The 20,220-nt window shown below is 66.7% G+C and carries 20 protein-coding genes; 10 read left to right on the plus strand and 10 right to left on the minus strand.

Features of this window, described 5'->3' with window-relative positions; genetic code table 11:
- Window positions 1–103 precede the first annotated feature (103 nt).
- The 3 genes from ACWEFV_RS10160 to ACWEFV_RS10170 all read left to right on the plus strand — a co-directional run bounded on the left by ACWEFV_RS10160 (window position 104) and on the right by ACWEFV_RS10170 (window position 1,961).
- Complete coding sequence (locus ACWEFV_RS10160) at window positions 104–526, plus strand: DUF4307 domain-containing protein (protein ID WP_135457597.1); 423 nt, start codon at window positions 104–106, stop codon at window positions 524–526.
- 233 nt (window positions 527–759) lie between these two features.
- A complete protein-coding gene (greA, locus tag ACWEFV_RS10165) occupies window positions 760–1,254 on the plus strand; it encodes a transcription elongation factor GreA (RefSeq protein WP_135457599.1) in 495 nt (164 codons plus the stop codon).
- A 35-nt stretch (window positions 1,255–1,289) separates the two neighbouring features.
- A complete protein-coding gene (locus ACWEFV_RS10170; protein ID WP_135457601.1) occupies window positions 1,290–1,961 on the plus strand; it encodes a GOLPH3/VPS74 family protein in 672 nt (223 codons plus the stop codon).
- Here ACWEFV_RS10170 and ACWEFV_RS10175 read toward each other — a convergent pair.
- From ACWEFV_RS10175 to ACWEFV_RS10195, 5 genes are all read right to left on the minus strand, one after another.
- On the minus strand, window positions 1,958–3,112 hold the full coding sequence (locus ACWEFV_RS10175) for a cystathionine gamma-synthase (protein WP_135457603.1): 1,155 nt from the start codon (window positions 3,110–3,112) through the stop codon (window positions 1,958–1,960). The two genes, ACWEFV_RS10170 and ACWEFV_RS10175, sit on opposite strands and share 4 nt — an antisense overlap.
- A gap of 12 nt (window positions 3,113–3,124) precedes the next feature.
- On the minus strand, window positions 3,125–3,862 hold the full coding sequence (locus tag ACWEFV_RS10180; RefSeq protein WP_450070070.1) for an RDD family protein: 738 nt from the start codon (window positions 3,860–3,862) through the stop codon (window positions 3,125–3,127).
- 81 nt (window positions 3,863–3,943) lie between these two features.
- Window positions 3,944–5,038, minus strand: coding sequence for a hypothetical protein (locus tag ACWEFV_RS10185; RefSeq protein WP_450070071.1), 1,095 nt, complete (start codon window positions 5,036–5,038; stop codon window positions 3,944–3,946).
- A 267-nt stretch (window positions 5,039–5,305) separates the two neighbouring features.
- Window positions 5,306–6,700 carry a cystathionine beta-synthase gene (locus tag ACWEFV_RS10190; RefSeq protein WP_450070072.1) on the minus strand — a complete coding sequence of 465 codons (1,395 nt, stop codon included), beginning with the start codon at window positions 6,698–6,700 and terminating at the stop codon, window positions 5,306–5,308.
- Window positions 6,701–6,729: 29 nt separating this feature from the next.
- Window positions 6,730–7,767, minus strand: a complete 1,038-nt coding sequence (locus tag ACWEFV_RS10195; protein WP_135457608.1) for an alpha/beta hydrolase — start codon at window positions 7,765–7,767, stop codon at window positions 6,730–6,732.
- Window positions 7,768–7,959: 192 nt separating this feature from the next.
- Between ACWEFV_RS10195 and ACWEFV_RS10200 the strand changes: the two genes are divergently transcribed.
- The gene (locus ACWEFV_RS10200; RefSeq protein WP_450070073.1) at window positions 7,960–8,934 is read left to right on the plus strand and encodes an SGNH/GDSL hydrolase family protein; all 975 of its coding nucleotides are present in this window, start codon (window positions 7,960–7,962) and stop codon (window positions 8,932–8,934) included.
- Window positions 8,935–8,978: 44 nt separating this feature from the next.
- Window positions 8,979–10,196, plus strand: a complete 1,218-nt coding sequence (locus ACWEFV_RS10205) for an acetyl-CoA C-acetyltransferase (RefSeq protein WP_135457610.1) — start codon at window positions 8,979–8,981, stop codon at window positions 10,194–10,196.
- A gap of 89 nt (window positions 10,197–10,285) precedes the next feature.
- Here ACWEFV_RS10205 and ACWEFV_RS10210 read toward each other — a convergent pair whose 3' ends face one another.
- Window positions 10,286–11,167 (minus strand): hypothetical protein, encoded by an 882-nt coding sequence (locus ACWEFV_RS10210; protein WP_450070074.1) that lies wholly within the window; start codon window positions 11,165–11,167, stop codon window positions 10,286–10,288.
- A 219-nt stretch (window positions 11,168–11,386) separates the two neighbouring features.
- The gene (locus ACWEFV_RS10215) at window positions 11,387–12,235 is read right to left on the minus strand and encodes a Bax inhibitor-1/YccA family protein (RefSeq protein ID WP_450070075.1); all 849 of its coding nucleotides are present in this window, start codon (window positions 12,233–12,235) and stop codon (window positions 11,387–11,389) included.
- Window positions 12,236–12,411: 176 nt separating this feature from the next.
- Between ACWEFV_RS10215 and ACWEFV_RS10220 the strand changes: the two genes are divergently transcribed.
- The 3 genes from ACWEFV_RS10220 (at window position 12,412) to ACWEFV_RS10230 (ending at window position 15,974) form a co-directional block, all read left to right on the plus strand.
- On the plus strand, window positions 12,412–13,461 hold the full coding sequence (locus ACWEFV_RS10220; protein ID WP_135457615.1) for an enoyl-CoA hydratase/isomerase family protein: 1,050 nt from the start codon (window positions 12,412–12,414) through the stop codon (window positions 13,459–13,461).
- Complete coding sequence (locus tag ACWEFV_RS10225; protein WP_418046051.1) at window positions 13,458–14,234, plus strand: enoyl-CoA hydratase; 777 nt, start codon at window positions 13,458–13,460, stop codon at window positions 14,232–14,234. The genes ACWEFV_RS10220 and ACWEFV_RS10225 overlap by 4 nt, the downstream gene beginning before the upstream one ends.
- 81 nt (window positions 14,235–14,315) lie before the next feature.
- On the plus strand, window positions 14,316–15,974 hold the full coding sequence (locus tag ACWEFV_RS10230; protein WP_450070163.1) for an alpha/beta hydrolase: 1,659 nt from the start codon (window positions 14,316–14,318) through the stop codon (window positions 15,972–15,974).
- Window positions 15,975–15,985: 11 nt separating this feature from the next.
- Here the strand turns inward: ACWEFV_RS10230 and ACWEFV_RS10235 are convergent, their stop codons facing one another.
- Both ACWEFV_RS10235 and ACWEFV_RS10240 read right to left on the minus strand, forming a co-directional pair.
- Window positions 15,986–16,354, minus strand: a complete 369-nt coding sequence (locus ACWEFV_RS10235; RefSeq protein ID WP_450070076.1) for a rhodanese-like domain-containing protein — start codon at window positions 16,352–16,354, stop codon at window positions 15,986–15,988.
- A 2-nt stretch (window positions 16,355–16,356) separates the two neighbouring features.
- Window positions 16,357–16,881: a cysteine dioxygenase gene (locus tag ACWEFV_RS10240; RefSeq protein WP_450070077.1), complete on the minus strand. Its 525-nt coding sequence runs from the start codon at window positions 16,879–16,881 to the stop codon at window positions 16,357–16,359.
- A 118-nt stretch (window positions 16,882–16,999) separates the two neighbouring features.
- On the opposite strand from ACWEFV_RS10240, the gene lpqV reads away from it, so the two are divergent.
- The gene (gene lpqV / locus ACWEFV_RS10245; protein WP_450070078.1) at window positions 17,000–17,458 is read left to right on the plus strand and encodes a lipoprotein LpqV; all 459 of its coding nucleotides are present in this window, start codon (window positions 17,000–17,002) and stop codon (window positions 17,456–17,458) included.
- Here lpqV and ACWEFV_RS10250 read toward each other — a convergent pair.
- Complete coding sequence (locus ACWEFV_RS10250) at window positions 17,455–19,164, minus strand: SulP family inorganic anion transporter (protein WP_450070079.1); 1,710 nt, start codon at window positions 19,162–19,164, stop codon at window positions 17,455–17,457. The two genes, lpqV and ACWEFV_RS10250, sit on opposite strands and share 4 nt — an antisense overlap.
- A gap of 66 nt (window positions 19,165–19,230) precedes the next feature.
- On the opposite strand from ACWEFV_RS10250, the gene ACWEFV_RS10255 reads away from it, so the two are divergent.
- Window positions 19,231–20,205, plus strand: coding sequence for a patatin-like phospholipase family protein (locus ACWEFV_RS10255; protein ID WP_450070080.1), 975 nt, complete (start codon window positions 19,231–19,233; stop codon window positions 20,203–20,205).
- Window positions 20,206–20,220 lie beyond the last annotated feature (15 nt).

Raw genomic sequence — 20,220 nt, forward strand, 5'->3', positions numbered from 1 at the left:
TCGCTTTCATCTAACTACGGCGTCCTCTTACCTAATCCCTCTACCCGACCTTCAGCCCTGGGCTGCGGTGACGTGTCTGTCTGGCCCTATAGTTCCAGTTCTGATGATCGAACGCCCCGCCGCCCGCTACGGATCCCGCCAATTGTCCCGCCGGACCCGGCGATGGATCACGTTCGCACTGGTCGGCCTGGTGGTGGTGGCGGGTGTGATCCTCGCGGTCGTGGCCTTCCAGCGATTGGGCACCGGCGAGGTGAAAGGCGAGCTCTCGGCCTACGAACTGATCGACAACCAGACCGTCTCGGTGACGATCGGGGTGACCCGTCCCGACCCGTCGAAGCCGGTGGTGTGCATCGTCCGGGCCCGCTCGATCGACGGCAGCGAGACCGGCCGGCGTGAAATCCTGGTCGGCCCGTCCGACCACACGGTGGTGCAGGTGACCACGGAAGTGAAATCCAGCCGGACTCCCGTGATCGGCGACGTCTACGGTTGCGGGACGGATGTGCCGTCCTACCTGGTAGCGCCCTGATTCTGACGTCCACAACCCACGTCTGACAGCGATTAAATGAAGATTCGTTGGCCGCTCGGTGGTACGATTGTGCGATACACGGTTCCTCGCTGGGGCCGTGTATTGCTGCATTAGCACTCGGTTAGGTGCCGACGCCCGCGGCAATACACGCGCCTTCCCCGGCGGAAACAACGGACTTGGTACGCGAGGAAGGCGCATCAGCGCCTTAGCAAGATAGACAGGAGCGCGAGAATATGACCGACACACAGGTCACCTGGCTCACTCAGGACGCATTCGACCGGTTGAAGGCGGAGCTGGATCAGCTGATCGCCAACCGGCCGGTGATCGCCGCCGAGATCAACGACCGTCGCGAAGAGGGCGATCTGCGCGAGAACGGTGGCTATCACGCCGCCCGCGAGGAGCAGGGCCAGCAGGAGGCCCGCATCCGCCAGCTGCAGGAGCTGCTCAACAACGCCAAGGTCGGTGAGGCTCCCAAGCAGTCCGGCGTCGCGCTGCCCGGTTCGGTCGTCAAGGTGTACTACGACGACGACAAGAAGGACACCGAGACGTTCCTGATCGCCACCCGCCAGGAGGGCATCAGCGACGGCAAGCTCGAGGTGTACTCCCCCAACTCACCGCTGGGCAGTGCCCTCATCGACGCCAAGGTCGGCGAGTCGCGCACGTACACCGTGCCCAACGGCAACACGGTCAAGGTCACCCTGATCAGCGCCGAGCCCTACCACGCCTGACGGGGCGGCCCGGGCGAAGCAGTACAGTCGGGGAAATGGCGCAAATCGCCGAAGACCTGTTCTTGCTGTTGCTGGACAACGCAGCCGCGCAGCCCGGGCTTGACCGTCACCGCAGGGAGAAAGTACTCAGCGCCGCGGTACTACTGGATCTGGCATACGCCTGCCGGATCCGCCCCGCCATGGCCGGCGAACCGATCGAGGCCGGTCGGCTGATCGCGTTGGCCGGTGATTGGCCCGTCGATCCGGTCGGTGACCCAGCGTTCGAACTACTGCAACGCCGGCCGCTTGCGGCCGATACCGCGTTGACCAAGCTGAGCAAGCACATCCAGCCCACCCTGGAGCAGCATCTCGAACGCCTCGGACAGATCCGCCGAGTCCGGATGCCCGGCAAGGGCTTTCCGGGTATGCCGGTGTACTGCTGGCCCCTGACCAACCGGGATCGGGTGAGTCAGACGCGGGCGGCCCTGCTGGCCACGTTGTTCGACGGCCACAATCCGGTACCGGCGATCGCCGCGATCATCTGCCTACTGCATGCGGTTGACGGCCTGGGCGCCGTACTGAGTCTCAACGACCGGGGCTGGCGCTGGGTACATGCCCGATCCACCGAAATCGCCACGGGCATTTGGGTGGACGAGACCGCGTCGGCACTGCCGGAGATGAATCTGGCAGTGACGACGTCGGCGTTGCGTCCGGCTCTGATGAGCTAGGACAGGGCCTGCTCCAGGTCGGCCAGCAGATCGGCGGCATGCTCGATACCCACCGACAGGCGCACCAGGTTGTCGGGCACCTCCAGTTGCGACCCCGCGGTCGACGCGTGCGTCATGGCACCCGGGTACTCGATCAGCGACTCCACCCCGCCGAGCGACTCGGCGAGAATGAAAAGCTCAGTACGCGAGCATAATTCACGTGCCGCACGGGGCCCACCGCGCAGCTGCAGGCTCACCATGCCGCCGAAACCGGACATCTGCCGCGCAGCGACATCGTGGTTGGGATGGCTGACCAGACCGGGATACAGCACGGTCTCGACCGCGGGGTGACCGTCGAGGAATTCGGCGATGAGCGCGGCGTTTTCGCTGTGCTGACGCATCCGCAGCACCAGAGTCTTGAGCCCCCGCATGGTCAGGTACGCGTCGAACGGACCCGGCACCCCTCCGGCGCCGTTCTGCAGGAATGCGAATGCCGCGTCGAGCTCCTCGTCGTTGGTCAGCAACGCACCACCCACGACATCCGAGTGCCCACCGATGTACTTGGTGGTCGAGTGCAACACGATGTCGGCACCCAGGAGCAGCGGCTGCTGCAGCGCCGGGGAGGCAAACGTGTTGTCCACCAACACCTTGACGCCCGAGGTCGCAGCGATCTGCACGATCCCGGCGATGTCGGCGATACTCAGCAACGGGTTGGTCGGTGTCTCCACCCAGATCATCCGGGTTCGCGGGGTCAGGGCCGACCGCACCGCGTCCAGGTCGCTGAGCGGGACGGGGGTGTGCGTGACGCCCCACTGCGAGAACACCTTGTCGATCAGCCGGAAGGTGCCGCCGTAGGCGTCATCGGGGATCACCACATGATCGCCGGGCCGCAGCACCGCACGAAGGGCACAGTCGGTGGCGGCCATGCCCGAGCTGAACGCTCGCCCGTAGGCGGCCTCCTCGACCGCGGCCAGTGCCGATTCGAGGGCGGCCCGGGTGGGGTTGCCGGTCCGGGCGTACTCGAATCCGCCGCGCAATCCGCCGACGCCGTCCTGGGCGAAGGTCGAACTGGCGTAGATCGGGGTGTTGACGGCTCCGGTGCCCGGGTCGGGCCGGTAACCGGCGTGGATGGCTTTTGTGGCCAGACCGTGCCACTTGCGCTGTTCGCTCATAACGTAGTGAGCCTATCGGGGCGGGTACACGTACGGATTCGGGCCGCCCTGCGGGCCGGGATACGCGGTGGGCGCGGGAGTAGATACCGGGGCGGGCAGGCACACCGTGGTCAGCATCTTGTCGGCGATGGTCTGACGCTTGCCGTCCCACAGCGGCATCAGGTAACCGATGTAGAAGATGCTGTCGAGGAAGTGTGCGATCTGGCGCAGCAGTGACATACCCAAACCGATCGGCTGGCCGGTCTTCTCGCTGACCACCTTGAACTTCATGACCTTCTTGCCGATGCTCTGCCCGGTCTTGCCCTGTCGGTGGCCGAAGTTCCACACCAGGTAGGCCATCGGCAGCAGACCGAAGAACGCGAAGGTCACCAGGAGCAGTACCGCGATTGCAGCGCCGGAAGGCTCACCTTGTGAATCCTCCGTCGCCGTGGCGGCCATCACGCTTGCCATGAGGACCCCGTACCCGAGCATCACGATCACGATGATCGGAATCTGATCGATCACCGAGGCCAGCACCCGGTCCAGCCACGGCGTGTATGCGTTCGGATTCGGCACCGGCTGGCCGTAGTTCCACTGCGGCGAGGGGCCGGGCGCCGGGTAGGGCGACGGTCCGGGTGCCGGGTAGCCGGTGGGCCCGGGGCCGTACGGATTGCCCTGCCCCGCAGTGGGATAAGGGCTGGGGTACGGATTCATCCCTGGGGTGTTGGGGTCGGCGATATATCCAGACCCGGGCGGCGGCTGCAGTGTCATGAGCAAATGATGTCACGCAGCACAACGCCCACGGCGCAGACATTTCTGCCGTACGCGCCGTGGGCGTTGAGTTCGGTTCTGCTACTGGGACAGCGGTGCCACCGGGCCGCCGCTGAGCCGGCGCCAGGCGTACACCTGGATGAGAAGGATCAGCGGGATTCCCACGATCAAGCCGAGCCCGCACGGGATCGACCCGACAATGGAGATGGCGATCATCACGAGCACCGTGACCAGCACCGTGCCGAATTTGGGCTTGACGAGGTTGAAGCTCGCCTTGACCGCGTCGACACCTTTGAGATTGCGGTCGACAGCTGCCACGGTCGTGAACAGGAACAGCACACCGAGAAGCAGCTCGGCGATCCACGCCAACGGCATGCTCAGGAACACGAGTCCAGGCATCAGGATCGTGGGGAGGAACAGCACCAGGACGACCGCAAAGATGATCAGTCCGACAAGCACAGTCGCGAGGATCACGTTGCCGACGTTGCGCGGCTTGAAGAACGATCCGATCGTCACCGGCTGCCCGTTGGCGATGTCGAGCAGGCCCGCGGTGTAGGCCGCCGCGATCCATCCGCTCATGATCAACAGCACGATTCCGCCGATGAACATCACGACGCCGCCGGCGACACCGAGATTGCTCGACGCCGAGACGCCGAAGCCCGAGTCATAGGACTCGTAGCTGCTGGTGGTGTCGGGCGAGACGGCGGTCGCGATCACCATGAAGATGGCGTAGACGGCACCGATCGCGGCTCCGAACACCAGCCCCGGCACGATCAATTCGACCGGATGCTTGAGGAACTTGTTCCAGGCCCACGAGAAAGCGTCACCGACGCTGTACGGCGCACCGCCGAAGCCGGGGCCACCTGCGGGCGGGTATCCGGGGGCCGGGTATCCAGGCGGCGGATAGCCGCCCGGAGGCTGGTAACCACCGGGAGGGGGAAATCCACCAGGCGGCGGGTAGCCGCCACCCTGCGGCGGGGGCGGGGGCGGGTAACCACCCTGTTGCGGCGGAGGGGGGTAACCACCGGGAGGGGGAAATCCACCGGGCGGCGGGTAGCCACCCTGTTGGGGCGGCGGCGGTGGTGGATAGCCGCCCTGCTGGGGCGGCGGCGGGGGCGGATACCCACCCTCTGGCGGCGGCGGGTAACTCCCGGGCGGGGGCGGTTGGTCGGTCACGTCGAAAGCTCTCCTCATCTCGGATAGCGGTCCGCGAATGGACGCTACTTTCTGCCAGCACCTAGATCTACAGACTGCTTCACAGGCAGATTACGCACCGTCAACCCAGTTGGACAGGTCAACACGAGCGCATTCGCTGGGTGCAGAAGGACGTTCGTCGCTTTGGGCGGTGATGGTGACTGAGTTTGCCGGCCCTAGGCCAGCTCACCCTAGCTGAGAAGTTGCTGGAGGCAAGGTATTCCACGCGGCGCGATGCCCCCGATGTGTCTAGTGCCGACCGCCGCCCTCGGACAGGAACCCGAGCAGATCGTGGCGGGTGAGCACGCCGACAGGCTTGCCCTCCTCGACGACCATCACCGCGTCGCACTCGCGCAGCGTCTTGGCGGCCGTGGAAACCAACTCCCCCGCACCGATAAGCGGCAACGGCGGGCTCATGTGTTCCGCGACCGCGTCGGCCAACTTCGCCCGGCCCTCGAACACCGCGGACAGCAGTTCCCGCTCTGACACGCTGCCCGCGACCTCGCCCGCCATCACTGGAGGCTCGGCGCCGACCACCGGCATCTGGGAGACGCCGTATTCGCGGAGGATGCCGATCGCGTCGCGCACCGTCTCCGAAGGGTGGGTGTGCACCAGGTCGGGCAGCGCGCCGGACTTGCCGCGCATCACGTCTCCGACGGTCGACTGCTCGATCGAACCGTCCAGCCGGTTGCGCAGGAATCCGTAGGACGACATCCATGCGTCGTTGAAAATCTTTGAGAGATAACCGCGTCCGCCGTCGGGCAACAACACCACGACGACCGAGCCCGGGCCGGCCTTGCGGGCCACCTCGAGTGCGGCCACCACGGCCATGCCGCAGGATCCGCCGACCAGCAGCGCCTCTTCGCGGGCCAGCCGTCGGGTCATGTCGAACGAATCGGCGTCGGAGACGGCGATGATCTCGTCGGGGACCGAGGGGTCGTATGCCGACGGCCAGAAGTCCTCGCCGACGCCTTCCACCAGGTAGGGACGGCCCGTCCCGCCGGAGTAGACCGAGCCTTCCGGATCGGCGCCGATGATCTTCACCTTCCCGGCCGATACCTCCTTGAGGTACCGGCCGGTGCCGGTGATGGTGCCGCCGGTGCCGACGCCGGCCACGAAATGCGTCACCGTTCCATCGGTGTCGGCCCAGATCTCCGGGCCCGTGGTCTCGTAGTGGCTCTCCGGCCCCATCGGGTTGGAGTACTGGTCCGGCTTCCAGGCGCCGTCGATCTCCTCGACGAGGCGGTTGGAGACGCTGTAGTAGCTGTCCGGGTGGTCCGGCGGTACCGCCGTCGGGCACACCACGACCTCGGCACCGTAGGCGCGCAACACATTCTGCTTGTCCTCGCTGACCTTGTCAGGGCAGACGAAGATGCACTTGTATCCGCGCGTCTGGGCCACCAGCGCCAGACCCACGCCGGTGTTGCCGGACGTCGGTTCGACGATGGTGCCGCCGGGCTTGAGCTCACCGCTGGCCTCGGCGGCGTCGATCATCTTGGCCGCGATGCGGTCCTTGGAGCTGCCACCGGGGTTCAGGTACTCGATCTTGGCCAGGACCACCCCCGAGCCTTCGGGGACAACTGAGTTCAGCTGGACCAGCGGGGTATTGCCGATGAGCTCACTGATGTGCCTGGCGATGCGCATACGTCAATGGTCTCAGGCCCGCCGAAAGCTCACCAGGTGGCCTCTCGAATGTATTCGCCGATCTGACGCAACGAGCGCTTCGCTTCCGACGCCAGAGGCGCCGCGAGCTGGAAGACATGCATCTGACCGGGCCAGATCCGGAGCTCGACGGGAACCCCCGCTGCGGCCAGCATGTGCGCGGCTTTTCGCGCATCGCTGAGCAGAACCTCCGAGCCCGACGCGTGGATCAGCGTGCGCGGCAGACCGGGCTCGACATGATCGAGCGGCTCGTAGACCTGCTCACCCTTGCGTCTGGCCGCGGCCTCGATGAGCTCGACGAGGGCTTCGAACGCCTTGGCCGGGAACATCGCCTCCGAGTGCATGTTCGGGTGGTTGGCCCGGGACTCGTTGTCGATCTCGAACAGCGGCGACATCGTCACCAGCGCGGCCGGCATCTCGCCCTCGTCGACCAGGCGCTCGGCCAGTGCCAGCGACAGATAGCCGCCTGCCGAGTCGCCGGCCAGCACGATCTGGTCCGGCTGGTAGCCGGCCAGCCGCAGCCAGCGGTACGCGTCGTAACAGTCGTCGATCGCGGTGCCCACCGAGTGCTTGGGCAGCATGCGGTAATCGACCACGAGCACCGGGCTGTCGGCGTATCCGGACAGAGCCGTGACGATCCCGGAGTGGGTATTGGCCCCGCAGGCCAGGAACGCACCGCCGTGCAGATAGAGGATGACGCTGCGTTTTCCGTCGGCGGGAAGGACGCCGTCGGCCCGCACGAGCTGCGCCTTGCAGTTGGGCAGCGCGATGGTGGCCTTGATGGTCCCGGGCGCCGGGCGGATCAGCCGGGCGGCGAAATTGACCAACCCGAACGGCCACGGCAGATGCGGTACGTGGCTACCAATTGCCAGGGTCGGCTTGATTGTCAGCATGGCCGCCAGCGAAACCAATCGGCCTGCCAGGCTCGGGCCGTCCTCGACCACCTCGACGGGCGCGCCGTCACTGACCGGGAACCTACGCCCGCGGTGGGCCCTGGCTGGGCTTATGCCGGCATGATGCGACCTGGATATCTCGCTCGGTGCAGTCATCGTCACCACTTCCTACGTCTTTGTAGTGCTAGGTGAGCTTCGTCACTCAGACAACCCGGGTAACTTAGCTTGACATCCGTAAACAGTTCAACAGTCAAATAAACTGATTTGATACCGGACTTGATACAGCACCGTGATCGCCACGCTGAAGCGCCACGCGGAGAACCCGTCTGACCCACCTAGACTGGTCACGTGGGTTCAAGCCGAAGTGCTCCTCACGTGCGCGTCCCGCGCCGTTCGACCATCGCCCTCGCCGCTGCGGCGACGCTGGCGTCAACTGGATCGGCTTATATCGGAGCACGCAACCTGCTCAGTGGGCAGGCTGACAAGGCCCGTCAGGTCATCCCCAAGTCCTGGGACATCCCACCCCGCGCCGATGGCGTGTATCTCCCCGGCGGCGGGCCGGTCGAGAAGTGGGAACGCGGAGTCCCGTTCGACCTGCACCTGATGATCTTCGGCGACTCCACGGCCACCGGATACGGCTGCCGCGTGCCCGACGAGGTGCCGGGAGTGCTGATCGCGCGCGGTGTGGCCGAGCAGTTCGGCAAACGAGTCCGCTTGAGCACCAAGGCGATTGTCGGCGCCACATCCAAGGGGTTGTCCGGCCAGATCGATGCCATGTTCGTCGCGGGCCCGCCGCCGGATGCCGCTGTGATCATGATCGGTGCCAACGACATCACCAAACCCAACGGCATCGGGCCGTCGGCGCGACGGGTCGGCGACGCCGTGCGCCGGCTACGAGCGGCGGGAGCCGTCGTCGTGGTCGGCACCTGCCCCGACTTCGGGGTGATCACCGCCATCCCTCAACCGTTGCGCACCGTCGCGCGCAACCTCGGCCTGCGCCTTGCCCGCGCCCAGGCCGGCGCCGTGCGAGCGGCCGGCGGCATACCCGTGCCGTTCTCCGATCTCCTGGCCCGGGACTTCCACAAGGCCCCTGACCTGCTGTTCTCCGAGGACATGTTCCATCCGTCGGCGGCCGGTTACGCACTGGCGGCCAAGCAGTTGCTGCCTGCGCTGTGCACTGTCCTCGGCGAGTGGGACGGAGACGAGGCGCTGGAATCCGGAGCCGCCGACACCCGGACACTGTTGACCCGGCTCGGCGGAGTCAGCAGGCTGTGGCGCCGCTCAACCGGGGTGCCCGCACCCATCGTGGTGCACGCGGGCTAGTTTCAACCTGAGTTTTCTAAGCCATTCGATTAGCAGGAGCCGTCATGCCTGAAGCCGTCATCGTTGCCACTGCCCGCTCGCCGATCGGCCGGGCCGTCAAGGGCTCATTGGCCACCATGCGTCCCGACGACCTGGCCGCGCAGATGGTCAAGGCCGTTCTCGACAAGGTGCCCGCACTGGATCCGCGCGACGTCGTCGACCTGATGATGGGCTGCGCACAGCCCGCCGGTGAGGCCGGCTACAACATCGCCCGCGCCGTGGCCGTCGAGCTCGGCTATGACTTCATGCCGGGCACCACCGTCAACCGCTACTGTTCCTCGTCGCTGCAGACCACCCGGATGGCGTTCCACGCGATCAAGGCCGGCGAGGGCGACGTGTTCATCTCCGCGGGCGTCGAGACCGTGTCGCGCTTCGGCGTCGGAGCCGCTGACGGCGCCCCGAACAGCAAGAACGCGTTGTTCGCCGACGCCCAGGAACGAACCGCCAAGCAAGCCGAGGGCGCCGACTCCTGGACCGACCCGCGCGAGAACGACCTGCTGCCCGACGTCTACATCGCGATGGGCCAGACCGGCGAGAACGTCGCGCTACACACCGGCATCAGCCGCGAGGACCAGGACCACTGGGGCGTGCGGTCGCAGAACAAGGCCGAAGAGGCCATCAAGAACGGCTTCTTCGAGCGCGAGATCGTTCCCGTGACGTTGCCCGACGGCACCGTGGTCTCCACCGATGACGGCCCGCGTGCCGGCACCACCTACGAGAAGATCAGCCAGCTCAAGCCGGTGTTCCGGCCCAACGGCACCATCACCGCCGGCAATGCCTGCCCCCTGAACGACGGCGCGGCCGCCGTGGTGATCATGAGCGACACCAAGGCCAAGGAACTGGGCCTGACCCCGCTGGCCCGCATCGTGTCCACCGGCGTTTCCGGCCTGTCGCCGGAGATCATGGGCCTCGGCCCGATCGACGCCGTCAAGCAGGCGCTCGGGAACGCGAAGATGGAGCTCTCCGACATCGACCTCTACGAGATCAACGAGGCGTTCGCGGTGCAGGTCCTCGGTTCGGCCCGCGCACTCGGCATGGACGAGGACAGGCTGAACGTCTCGGGCGGCGCGATCGCGCTGGGCCACCCGTTCGGCATGACCGGTGCCCGTATCACCGCGACGCTGCTGAACAACCTGCAGACCTACGACAAGACCTTCGGCATCGAGACCATGTGTGTCGGTGGCGGCCAGGGTATGGCGATGGTTGTGGAGCGCCTGAGCTAGTTCGCCTCTGCTCCTTTGCACCTTTGCCGAGTCTGCGTACAGATCGCGATTTCACCCGATTTCGCGATCTGTACGCAGACTCGTTGCACTCACGGCAGGGTGACTTGCCTACCAGCGAGTGCGTCGCGGACCCGCCGCAGGATCTCGGACGGCCGGTCCTCTGCCACCACTCTGATGATGATCCAGCCCATCCGCTCCAGCTCGGCGATCCGGCGGATGTCCTTCACGTACTGCATGCGATCACTGCGATGTTGGTCGCCGTCGTACTCCACCGCGACCATCCATTCGGCCCAACCCATATCGAGGTAGGCGAACGGATAGCCATTTGCCCCCACCACCGGGATCTGAGTCTGCGGGCGCGGTAGACCGTCGTCGATGAGGAGCAGGCGCAGCCAGGTTTCTTTCGGGGATTCGGCCCCTGCATCGAGCATCGGAAGCGCCCTCTCCAGTTGGCGCAGTCCGCGGGCTCCGCGATGCCGTGCCGCCACTTCTTCGACATCGCCAACCTTGAATCCTGTTGCCCTGGCGAGGGAATCGAGCCGGGCCACCGCGCGACCGATCCCCGGGGTGCGGCCGATGTCGAAGGCAGTCCGCTCCGGTGTCGTCACGGGAAGCTCGTGGACCTGTCCGATCTCGGTCGGCTGCAGGCACATTGCGGATGTCCGCACGCCGAGCGGGCACCGGGCATTGACCCACATCAACTCGATCGGTGCGGAATCGTCGACCCATTTCGCCCCGTGCAAGGCCGCCGCGGTGATACCTGCCAGCACTCCCTGGCGGTGCGACCACAGCCATGCCGCCCTGGCCCGATCAACCAGCCCCGGGCTGAAGTCCCGGGCCACATAGACATCAGGGAAGACGGCGCGGAAGTTGGCACGCAACTGGTGCTTGCGGATCAGACCGGCCCGCAACGCTTCTGAGCCGATGAACGGACTGTCGAAGATGCTCACGGCGCCTACGGTGCGAGGCATCCCCGACAGCCACCATTCATGAAAGCGTCGGCGAGCCACGGCTGTGGATGAAATCGACTCTGTGTACAGGCCTCCGAGCCTGCGCTCAGAGCACGGTTTCGCGCGATTTCGCGCTCTCAGCGCAGACTCGGCGCTCTCAACGCAGACTCGGCGCTTGCCCGAAAAATGCAAAAGAAAAAGGCGCCCGCAATCGCAGACGCCTTTCTCGGGGCAGGGTTGCTAGTCGTTGTTGAAGTACGACAGCAACCGCAGGATCTCGATGTACAGCCAGACCAGGGTGACGGTCAGGCCCAGGGCGATGCCCCATGCGGCCTTCTCCGGAGCACCGGCGCGGATCATCTGGTCCGCTGCGTCGAAGTCGATCAGGAAGCTGAACGCAGCCAGGGCAATGACGAACAGCGAGAACGCGATGGACAGGCCACCGCCCGAACGCAGGCCCAGGCCTTCACCGCCGCCAACACCGAACATTGCGAGCACGAAGTTCACCAGAACCAGTGCCAGCACGCCGAACATCGCTGCGACGATCATCCGGGTGAACTTGGGCGTCACGCGGATGGCGCCGGTCTTGTAGACCACGAGCATGCCGATGAACACACCGATCGAGGCCACCACGGCCTGGAAGATCATGCTGGGCCCGCCGCTGGACACCAGGTTGGCGAAGAGGAACGACGCCGCGCCGAGGAACAGACCCTCCAGCGCCGCGTACGTCAGCACGATGGCCGGGTTGTCCTGCTTGCGGCCGAAGGTGGCGATCAGCACCATGACCAGACCGCCGAGGCCACCGATCATGGTGAACGGCATCATCAGGGCCGTGTTTCCGGCCACCAGGAAGTAGGACACGACCGCGACGGCCGACACGACGGCCAGCGTGATGCCGGTCTTGGTGACGACGTCATCGATGGTCAGCGGCCGAGAAACACCGGTCTGGGGCTGCTCCAGGTACTCCTGCGCGTAGGGCTGCGCATGCACCTGCTGTGCACCGAAGCCGGCGGCTCCGGTACCGAATTGTGCGTATCCGCCCTGCTGCTTCGGCAGGCTGCGGAATACCGGGTTGCTGGTTTCGCGCACCGTCGGGTTCCTCTCCTATGAGATGTTCGGTAACGAACTATCTGGCTCAACGATCGATGTCCCTGGCGGGTTCCCGTCGAGGCCAAAAAGACTCTCAGGAAACTTCCAGGTTTGATCTTGAGGCAAACCCTACCCGTAGCGCACCGTCCCTGGGAGGCCGAACTAGATTGCATCTCGTGACAGAAAACGAGGACGTCCTAGTAAGTGTCCGCAACGGCGTCGGGATCCTTACGCTGAACCGGCCCAAGGCGATCAACTCGCTCAACGATGCGATGGTCGCGGGCATGTCCGAGGCACTGCACGCCTGGGAGAACGACGACTCCGTTCACACCGTGCTGCTGACCGGCTCTGGCGAACGCGGCCTGTGCGCGGGCGGAGACGTCGTGGCGCTCTATCACAGCGCCCGGGAGGGCGGCGCCGACGCGCGCCGGTTCTGGTACGACGAGTACCTGCTCAACGCCTACATCGGCAGCTATCCGAAGCCGTACGTGGCGTTGATGGACGGCATCGTGATGGGCGGCGGCGTGGGTGTGGCCGCGCACGGGACGGTTCGGGTGGCCACCGACACCACCAAGATGGCGATGCCCGAGGTCGGCATCGGCTTCATCCCCGACGTCGGTGGCACGTACCTGTTGTCGCGGGCTCCCGGCGCGCTCGGATTGCACGCCGCGCTCACCGGTGCACCGTTCTCCGGTGCCGACGCGATCGCCATGGGTTTCGCCGATCACTACGTGCCCCATGACAAGTTGGCCGACTTCATCGAGTCCGTCATCGCCGACGGCGTCCAGAACGCGCTGGCTACCTATGCCATCGAACCGCCCGCCAGCCCACTGCTCGAGCAGCGCAGCTGGATCGACGAGTGCTATGCCGGCGAATCCGTGGCAGACATCATCGCCGCACTGCGCGGTCACGGCGCAGGACCAGCCGGCGATGCCGCCGACCTCATCGCCACCCGCTCCCCCGTTGCGCTGGCCGTCACGCTCGAAGCGGTGCGCCGGGCGGCCAAGCTGGAGACACTGGAGGACGTGCTGCGCCAGGAATACCGGACCTCGTGCGCATCGGTGAAGTCCCATGATTTCGTCGAGGGCATCCGGGCTCAGCTCGTCGACAAGGACCGCAACCCGCAGTGGTCACCTTCCTCGATCGCAGCGGTCACCCCCGCTGACGTCGAGGCGTACTTCGTTCCGGCAGACCCCGACCTGACCTTCCAGGAGGAGAACAAATGAGTGAGTTCGAGACCATCCTGGTGACCCGCACCGATCGGGTCGCCACGATCACCCTCAACCGGCCCAAGGCGCTCAACGCGCTCAACACCCAGGTGATGACCGAGGTGACCACCGCCGCAGCCGAACTCGACCGTGACCCAAGCGTCGGCGCCATCATCGTCACCGGCAACGAGAAGGCCTTCGCCGCCGGTGCCGACATCAAGGAGATGGCCGAGCTGTCGTTCGCCGACGTGTACTCGGCCGATTTCTTCGAGCTGTGGTCGAAGTTCGCGGCCACCCGCACCCCGACGATCGCCGCGGTCGCCGGGTACGCGCTGGGCGGCGGCTGCGAGCTGGCGATGATGTGCGACATCCTGATCGCCGCGGATTCGGCGAAGTTCGGTCAGCCCGAGATCAAGCTGGGTGTACTGCCCGGCATGGGAGGTTCGCAGCGGCTGACGCGGGCGATCGGCAAGGCCAAGGCGATGGATCTGATCCTCACCGGCCGCACCATCGACGCCGTGGAAGCCGAGCGCGCCGGCCTGGTTTCCCGCCTGGTGCCCGCGGACTCACTGATCGACGAGGCCCTTGCCGTGGCCGAGACCATCGCCGGGATGTCACTGTCGGCCTCTCGGATGGCCAAGGAAGCGGTCAACCGCGCCTTCGAGTCCACCCTGGCCGAGGGATTGCTCTACGAGCGCAGGCTGTTCCACTCGGCGTTCGCTACTGCCGATCAGAAGGAAGGCATGGCGGCGTTCTCCGAGAAGCGCGCCGCCAACTTCACGCATCGCTAAAGTCGACGGGTGACCGACACCGACTCACCCACTCCGGCCACCGAGACCGCCGAGGCTCCGCCCAAGCCTCCTGCTGAACCGGTGGCCGGGCCGGCGCCCCAGCCAGTGTGGTGGTCACGCCACTACACGTTCTTCGGCACCGCGCTGGGTCTGGTGTTCGTCTGGTTCTCGCTGACGCCGTCGCTGCTGCCCCGCGGCCCACTCTTCCAGGGCCTGGTCAGCGGGGCGGCCGGCGCGACCGGTTACGGGATCGGCGTTTTCGGGGTGTGGCTGGTGCGCTACATGCGTTCGGCGGACACCAGCCCGCGGGCGCCGAAGTGGGCCTGGCTGTCGCTGCTGGTCGTCGGAGTCATCGGCCAGGTCCTGATGATCGTCTACTTCCACGTCTGGCAGGACGAGATCCGTGACTTCATGGGTGTGCCCCGGCTGAAGTTCTGGGATCACCCGTTGACGGCGGTGCTGTCGCTCGTGGTGTTGTTCGCGTTCGTCGAGGTGGGCCAGCTGATCGGCAGGCTGGTGCGTTTCCTGGATCGCAAGTTGGATCGCTTTCTGCCGCCACGGGTTTCGGCCGTTGTGGTGGTGGCGTTGCTGCTGGCGTTGAGCATCGCACTGCTGAACGGTGTGGTGGTCCGGGTCGCGATGGACACCATCAACCGCACGTTTGCGGCCGTCAACGACGAGAACGATCCTGACTTCCCCGCCCCGATGTCACCGCTACGCTCAGGCGGCCCGCAGTCCCTGGCCAGCTGGGAATCGCTGGGCCATCAGGGCCGGGTTTTCGTCTCGGCCGGCCCTACCGTGCAACAACTTTCGCGGTTCAGCGGCAAACCCGCGGTCGAACCGATCCGGGCCTACGCGGGCCTGCATTCCGCTGACGGCATCAAGGCCACCGCGGCCTTGGCGGCCAAGGAATTACAGCGCACCGGCGGGCTGAACCGTGCGGTGATCGCAGTGGCCACCACGACGGGCACGGGCTGGATCAACGAGGCCGAGGCCTCGGCGCTGGAGTACATGTACAACGGCAACACCGCGATCGTCTCGATGCAGTACTCGTTCCTGCCGAGCTGGCTGTCGTTCCTGGTCGACCAGGAGAACGCGCGCCAGGCCGGACAGGCGCTGTTCGAGGCCGTCGACGCGTTGGTCCGTGCGATGCCCGAGGACAAGCGCCCGAAGTTGGTGGTGTTCGGGGAAAGCCTGGGATCGTTCGGCGGCGAGGCCCCGTTCCTGTCGCTGAACAATCTGGTCGCCCGCACCGACGGCGCGCTGTTCTCGGGACCGACGTTCAAGAACACCATCTGGACGACGCTCACCCGAGATCGCGACGCCGGTTCACCGGAGTGGCTGCCCATCTACGACAACGGCGAGAACGTGCGATTCGTCGCGAAAGACGAGAATCTGAACCGGCCCGACGCGCCTTGGTCCCATCCCCGCGCGGTGTATCTGCAACACGCGTCCGACCCGATCTCCTGGTGGACGCCCGACCTGCTGTTCGCCAAGCCGGACTGGCTGCGAGAACCCCGTGGGTATGACGTGTCCCGCCGCATGGAGTGGATTCCGGTGGTGACGTTCCTTCAGGTGTCAGCGGACATGGCAGTGGCCGTGGACGTTCCCGACGGACACGGCCACGTCTACGTGCAGAACGTGGCCGATGCGTGGGCCGCAGTACTGCAGCCCACGGGCTGGACCCCGGAGATGACCGCAAAGCTGCGCCCCATGCTGAGCAGCAACGAGAACGCCTGAGCGACCGCGGTTTACACCTGGCCGGCAGCAACCAACGCGTGATAGCCGCCGACGACGTCGGTGGACCGGTGCAGACCGAGGTCGATCAGCGAGGCGGCGGCCAGGCTCGAGGTGTAGCCCTCCGAGCACAGGATCACCCAGTAGACGTCGTCGTCGACGGCCTGCGGGATCCGCGCGTCACTGGTCGGATCGCAGCGCCACTCCAGCACGTTGCGCTCGATGACCAGCGCTCCGGGCACCGAGCCCTCGGCTGCACGTTGGGCGGCCGGGCGGATGTCGACCAGCACGGCACCGGAATTCAGCGCCTCCGGAAGCTCGGTAGCGGGCAGCCGGCGCAGCCGGGTGCGGGCCTGCGCCAGCGCGGTGTCGATGCGGCTCATCGCTATCCCTCCGGCGCGTCGGTGAGTTCGGTGCGGTTGCGCCGCAATGTGTTCTGCGGTGTGACCTCGTAGTAGGACATCGCGGTCAGCGGCGGTGAGTAGGCGTGCACGCTCAGCGTCGGCCCCGACACCGCCACCGGCCCGGGTGCATGCACCACGTCGTGAACCCAACCCAGCGGGAACGCCGCCTGATCCCCCGCCGAGAGCCGGCGCTGCCGCAACAACTCGCCGTCCCAACGGGTTTCGCGCAACGAACCGGACACCACGGTCAGAGCACCCAGGGATCCGCCGTGGTCGTGCAGTTCGGTCGACTTGTCGGGCACCCAGCTGATCAGCCAGACCTCAATTTCGTCGTCACCGGACAACCGGGTGTACCACCGGTCCTCCTTCGGCAGGCCCCGCAGCAGCCGGTCGTAGCGGCCGGACAACACGTCATCAGCGGCGCGGTCGGTGGCGTGCAGCAGGTCGGGCAGTCGCAGCCGGGTGGGCGCGGAGACAGCAGGGACGGGCGCGAGCGTGGACAGCATCAGAGGAACTCCAAGGACGGCGGCGGAACAGGGCAGACGGGCGCGCTAGCAAGCCCGACAACACTCCTGGAATCCGGTCCTTTCCGTCACGGCCGCCAGTGTTGCATAGATTGGCGGCATGCGCCGTTACACGTGGACCACACTCCTGACCGCCGGAGCCGCAGCAGCAGCCGGCCTGAGCCTGCTGATCGGATGCTCGACGGAGGCCGGCAAGGACCAGTCCGGGGCATCCACGGCACCTTCCCCACAGGCGACGACGACCACCGAATCGCCGACTCCGAAGCTCAAGCCCGGCGAGATCGCGACGTCCCCCGCCGGGGTCACAACCGCCATCGGCGCCGACGCACAGTCCACCGAGGAGGAGTACTTCCAGGCCTGTCACGTCGCCAAGCTCTGGATGCAAGCGAAGGGCGGGGATCTGAAAGCGCAGATCGAGCCGTACCTGGCGAGCGTGCAGGCACCCGACGCAGCACCAGGACCGGGCACGTACAACGTGGCCTGGGCCCAGCTCGAACCGGGCCGTCAGGCTGCCGTCATCGTCGCGGCGCAGGCAGCGGCCGACGAGCTCTGCAGCTAGTTCGAATCACGCTGCGGCAAATCCCCCGATTCGCCGCCCTGGGCGGCCACCCAGGCGCGGCCCCGCTCGACGGCCTCGTCGAGCGCGCCGAAGATGCGGTCTGAAGCGGGCACGACACCGTCGTCCCCCAGCAGGTCATCGAGGCCGCCGCGCCGCAGCACCTCCGCCGTGCCGGGGTTGACCCCGGAGATGATCAGCCTGCCGTTGTTGGCCGTCAGTTGGCCGGCCCATCGGCGCAGCGCCTTGATCGTCACCGACGACGGCACGTCGGGCAGCGCCCGCAGGCTGAGCACCACAACGGCGTTGGCGGTCCCTTCGGCCCGCGGCCAGGTTTCGTCGATCCGGGCCACCTCGGCAAACAGCCCCACCCCGGCGTAGTGCAGCACGGTGACGTCGTTGCTGGCGCACCGCTCGGGCACGGGAGCCTGCTGCCAGCCGCCGTCCGGCGCCGGTGTGAGCGCGACCAGTTGCGCGGCCTCGGCCGCCTTGGCGCAGTAGAGCACCAGCGAGGTGATCACGCCGATGACGATCGCGGTGTGCAGCGGCAGCTGGGTGGTGGCGGCGAAGGTGACCAGCATCGCCACCGCCGACAGCGGCGCGACCCGCAGCACCAGCTTGATGTCGGGCAGCCGGCCGACGACGAGTTCGGCGCCGATCACCAGGATCAGCCCGCCGATCACGGGCATCGGGATGATCTCTGCGGCCGAGCCGGCGACGAGCACCAGCACGGCAAGCCAGAGCCCGGCGAAGATGCCGGCCCACCGGGTCTGGGCGCCCGCCGAGGTCGCCACCCCGGTTCGTGACAGCGAGCCGCCGGCCGGCAGCGCACCGAACAGTCCGCCCGCCACGTTCGCCGCGCCCTGCGCCAGGAAATCTCCGTTCATGTTGGTGCGGCTGCCGTCCGGGTTCGGTACGGCCGCAGAGATTCCCGCGGCTTGAGCCAGCGCGACGAGTGCCACCGCCACACCGCCGACGATCAGCTCGGGCATCGCGGCGAAGTTCGGAACCGTCACCGGGGGAAGCGCATTCGCGATGGACGCGATGTCGCCGACGGTTTCGACGTCGATGTGCGCGACGGCCACCACCGCTGTCACCACGACGAGCGCCAGCAGCGTCGCGAAAGATTCGAGAGGCTTGATGAAGTGGAAGACCGCCCACACCGCGACGGTGCCCAGCGCCACCGCGACGGCAGCCGGATGCCACAGGCCGATGTGTGCCAGCGAGTCGATGAACTTGCCAATGGTGTTGCCGCTCTGCGGTTTGTAACCGGTGGCGTCGCCGAGGACACCGGCCACGATCTGCAGGGCGATGCCGGTGGAGAAGCCGGTCATCACAGCGTTGGAGACGAAGTTCATGATCGAGCCGAACCGCAGCAGACCGAACAGCAGCATCACGGCACCGACGACGAGAGCCAGCGCGGCTACGTTGGCCGGATCCTGCGGATCCAGCCCGGCCTCCTTGAGCACACTGCGCGACGTGAGTGCGATCGCACTCGTCAGCGTCGTCACCATCAGCACCGTCCGGGCGAACAGTGACCCGATGATGCCGGGCATGATGCCGGCGTAGATGCCGGTGACCGGGTTGAACCCGCCGATGCTGGCATAGGCCATGCCCTCGGGTATGGAGAACAGGCCCGTGACCAGTCCGGCGACGACATCACGGGGCTTGGGACGGCCCAGCTTCCGAGCGAATGTTGGCGCACCCACGGGGCAACCCTGTCACGAACGGGGTCGTCTGGGGCGGCACTTCACCGGTTGCACCACAATGGACGTATGCGTGTTGCTCTGGCCCTCGGCAGTGGTGGGGCTCGCGGCTACGCACACATCGGGGTGATCAACGAACTGCACGACCGCGGTTTCGAGGTCGTCGGGGTGTCCGGGTCATCGATGGGCGCGCTGGTCGGTGGCCTGCATGCGGCGGGCAAGCTCGACGAGTTCGCCGACTGGGCACGGACTTTGACTCAGCGGGCGGTCCTGCGGCTGTTGGATCCGTCGATCACCGCGGCTGGAATTCTGCGTGCCGAGAAAATTCTCGACGCAGTCCGCGACATCATCGGCGACGCCACGATAGAGGAACTGCCGATCCCGTACACGGCCGTGGCGACCGACCTGATCGCCGGCAAATCGGTGTGGCTGCAACGCGGCCCGCTGGACTCGGCGATCCGGGCGTCGATTGCCATCCCCGGGGTGATCGCGCCGCACGTACTCAACGGCCGGCTGCTCGGTGACGGCGGCATCCTCGACCCGCTGCCCATGGCGCCGATCGCCGCGGTCAACGCGGACCTCACGATCGCGGTCAGCTTGTCCGGCGGGGATCCTGGAACAGCTGCGATACCGGTCGCCGACCCCGAGCCGCGGCCCAGCACCGAATGGCTCAACCGCATGATGCGCAGCACCTCGGCGGTACTCGACACGGCCTCGGTGCGCAGCGTGCTCGACCGGCCGACGGCCCGGGCCGTCCTCAGCCGGTTTGGCTCCTCGGTACCCGACGCCGATGAGGACTCAGCCGACACAGAAGATTCGGGCGGGCCGCAACCCGCCGATACTCCGCGACTGGGCAGCTTCGAGGTCATGTACCGCACCATCGACATCGCCCAGGCAGCGCTGGCCCGGCACACACTCGCGGCGTACCCGCCTGACCTGCTGATCGAGGTTCCCCGCACGGTGTGTCGCAGCCTGGAGTTCAACCGCGCGGCCGAGGTGATCGCCGCCGGGCAGGAGTTGGCCGCGCGAGCGCTCGACGGCTGAGTCCACCTCACCTCA

Source organism: Mycobacterium sp. NPDC004974 (assembly GCF_053600815.1).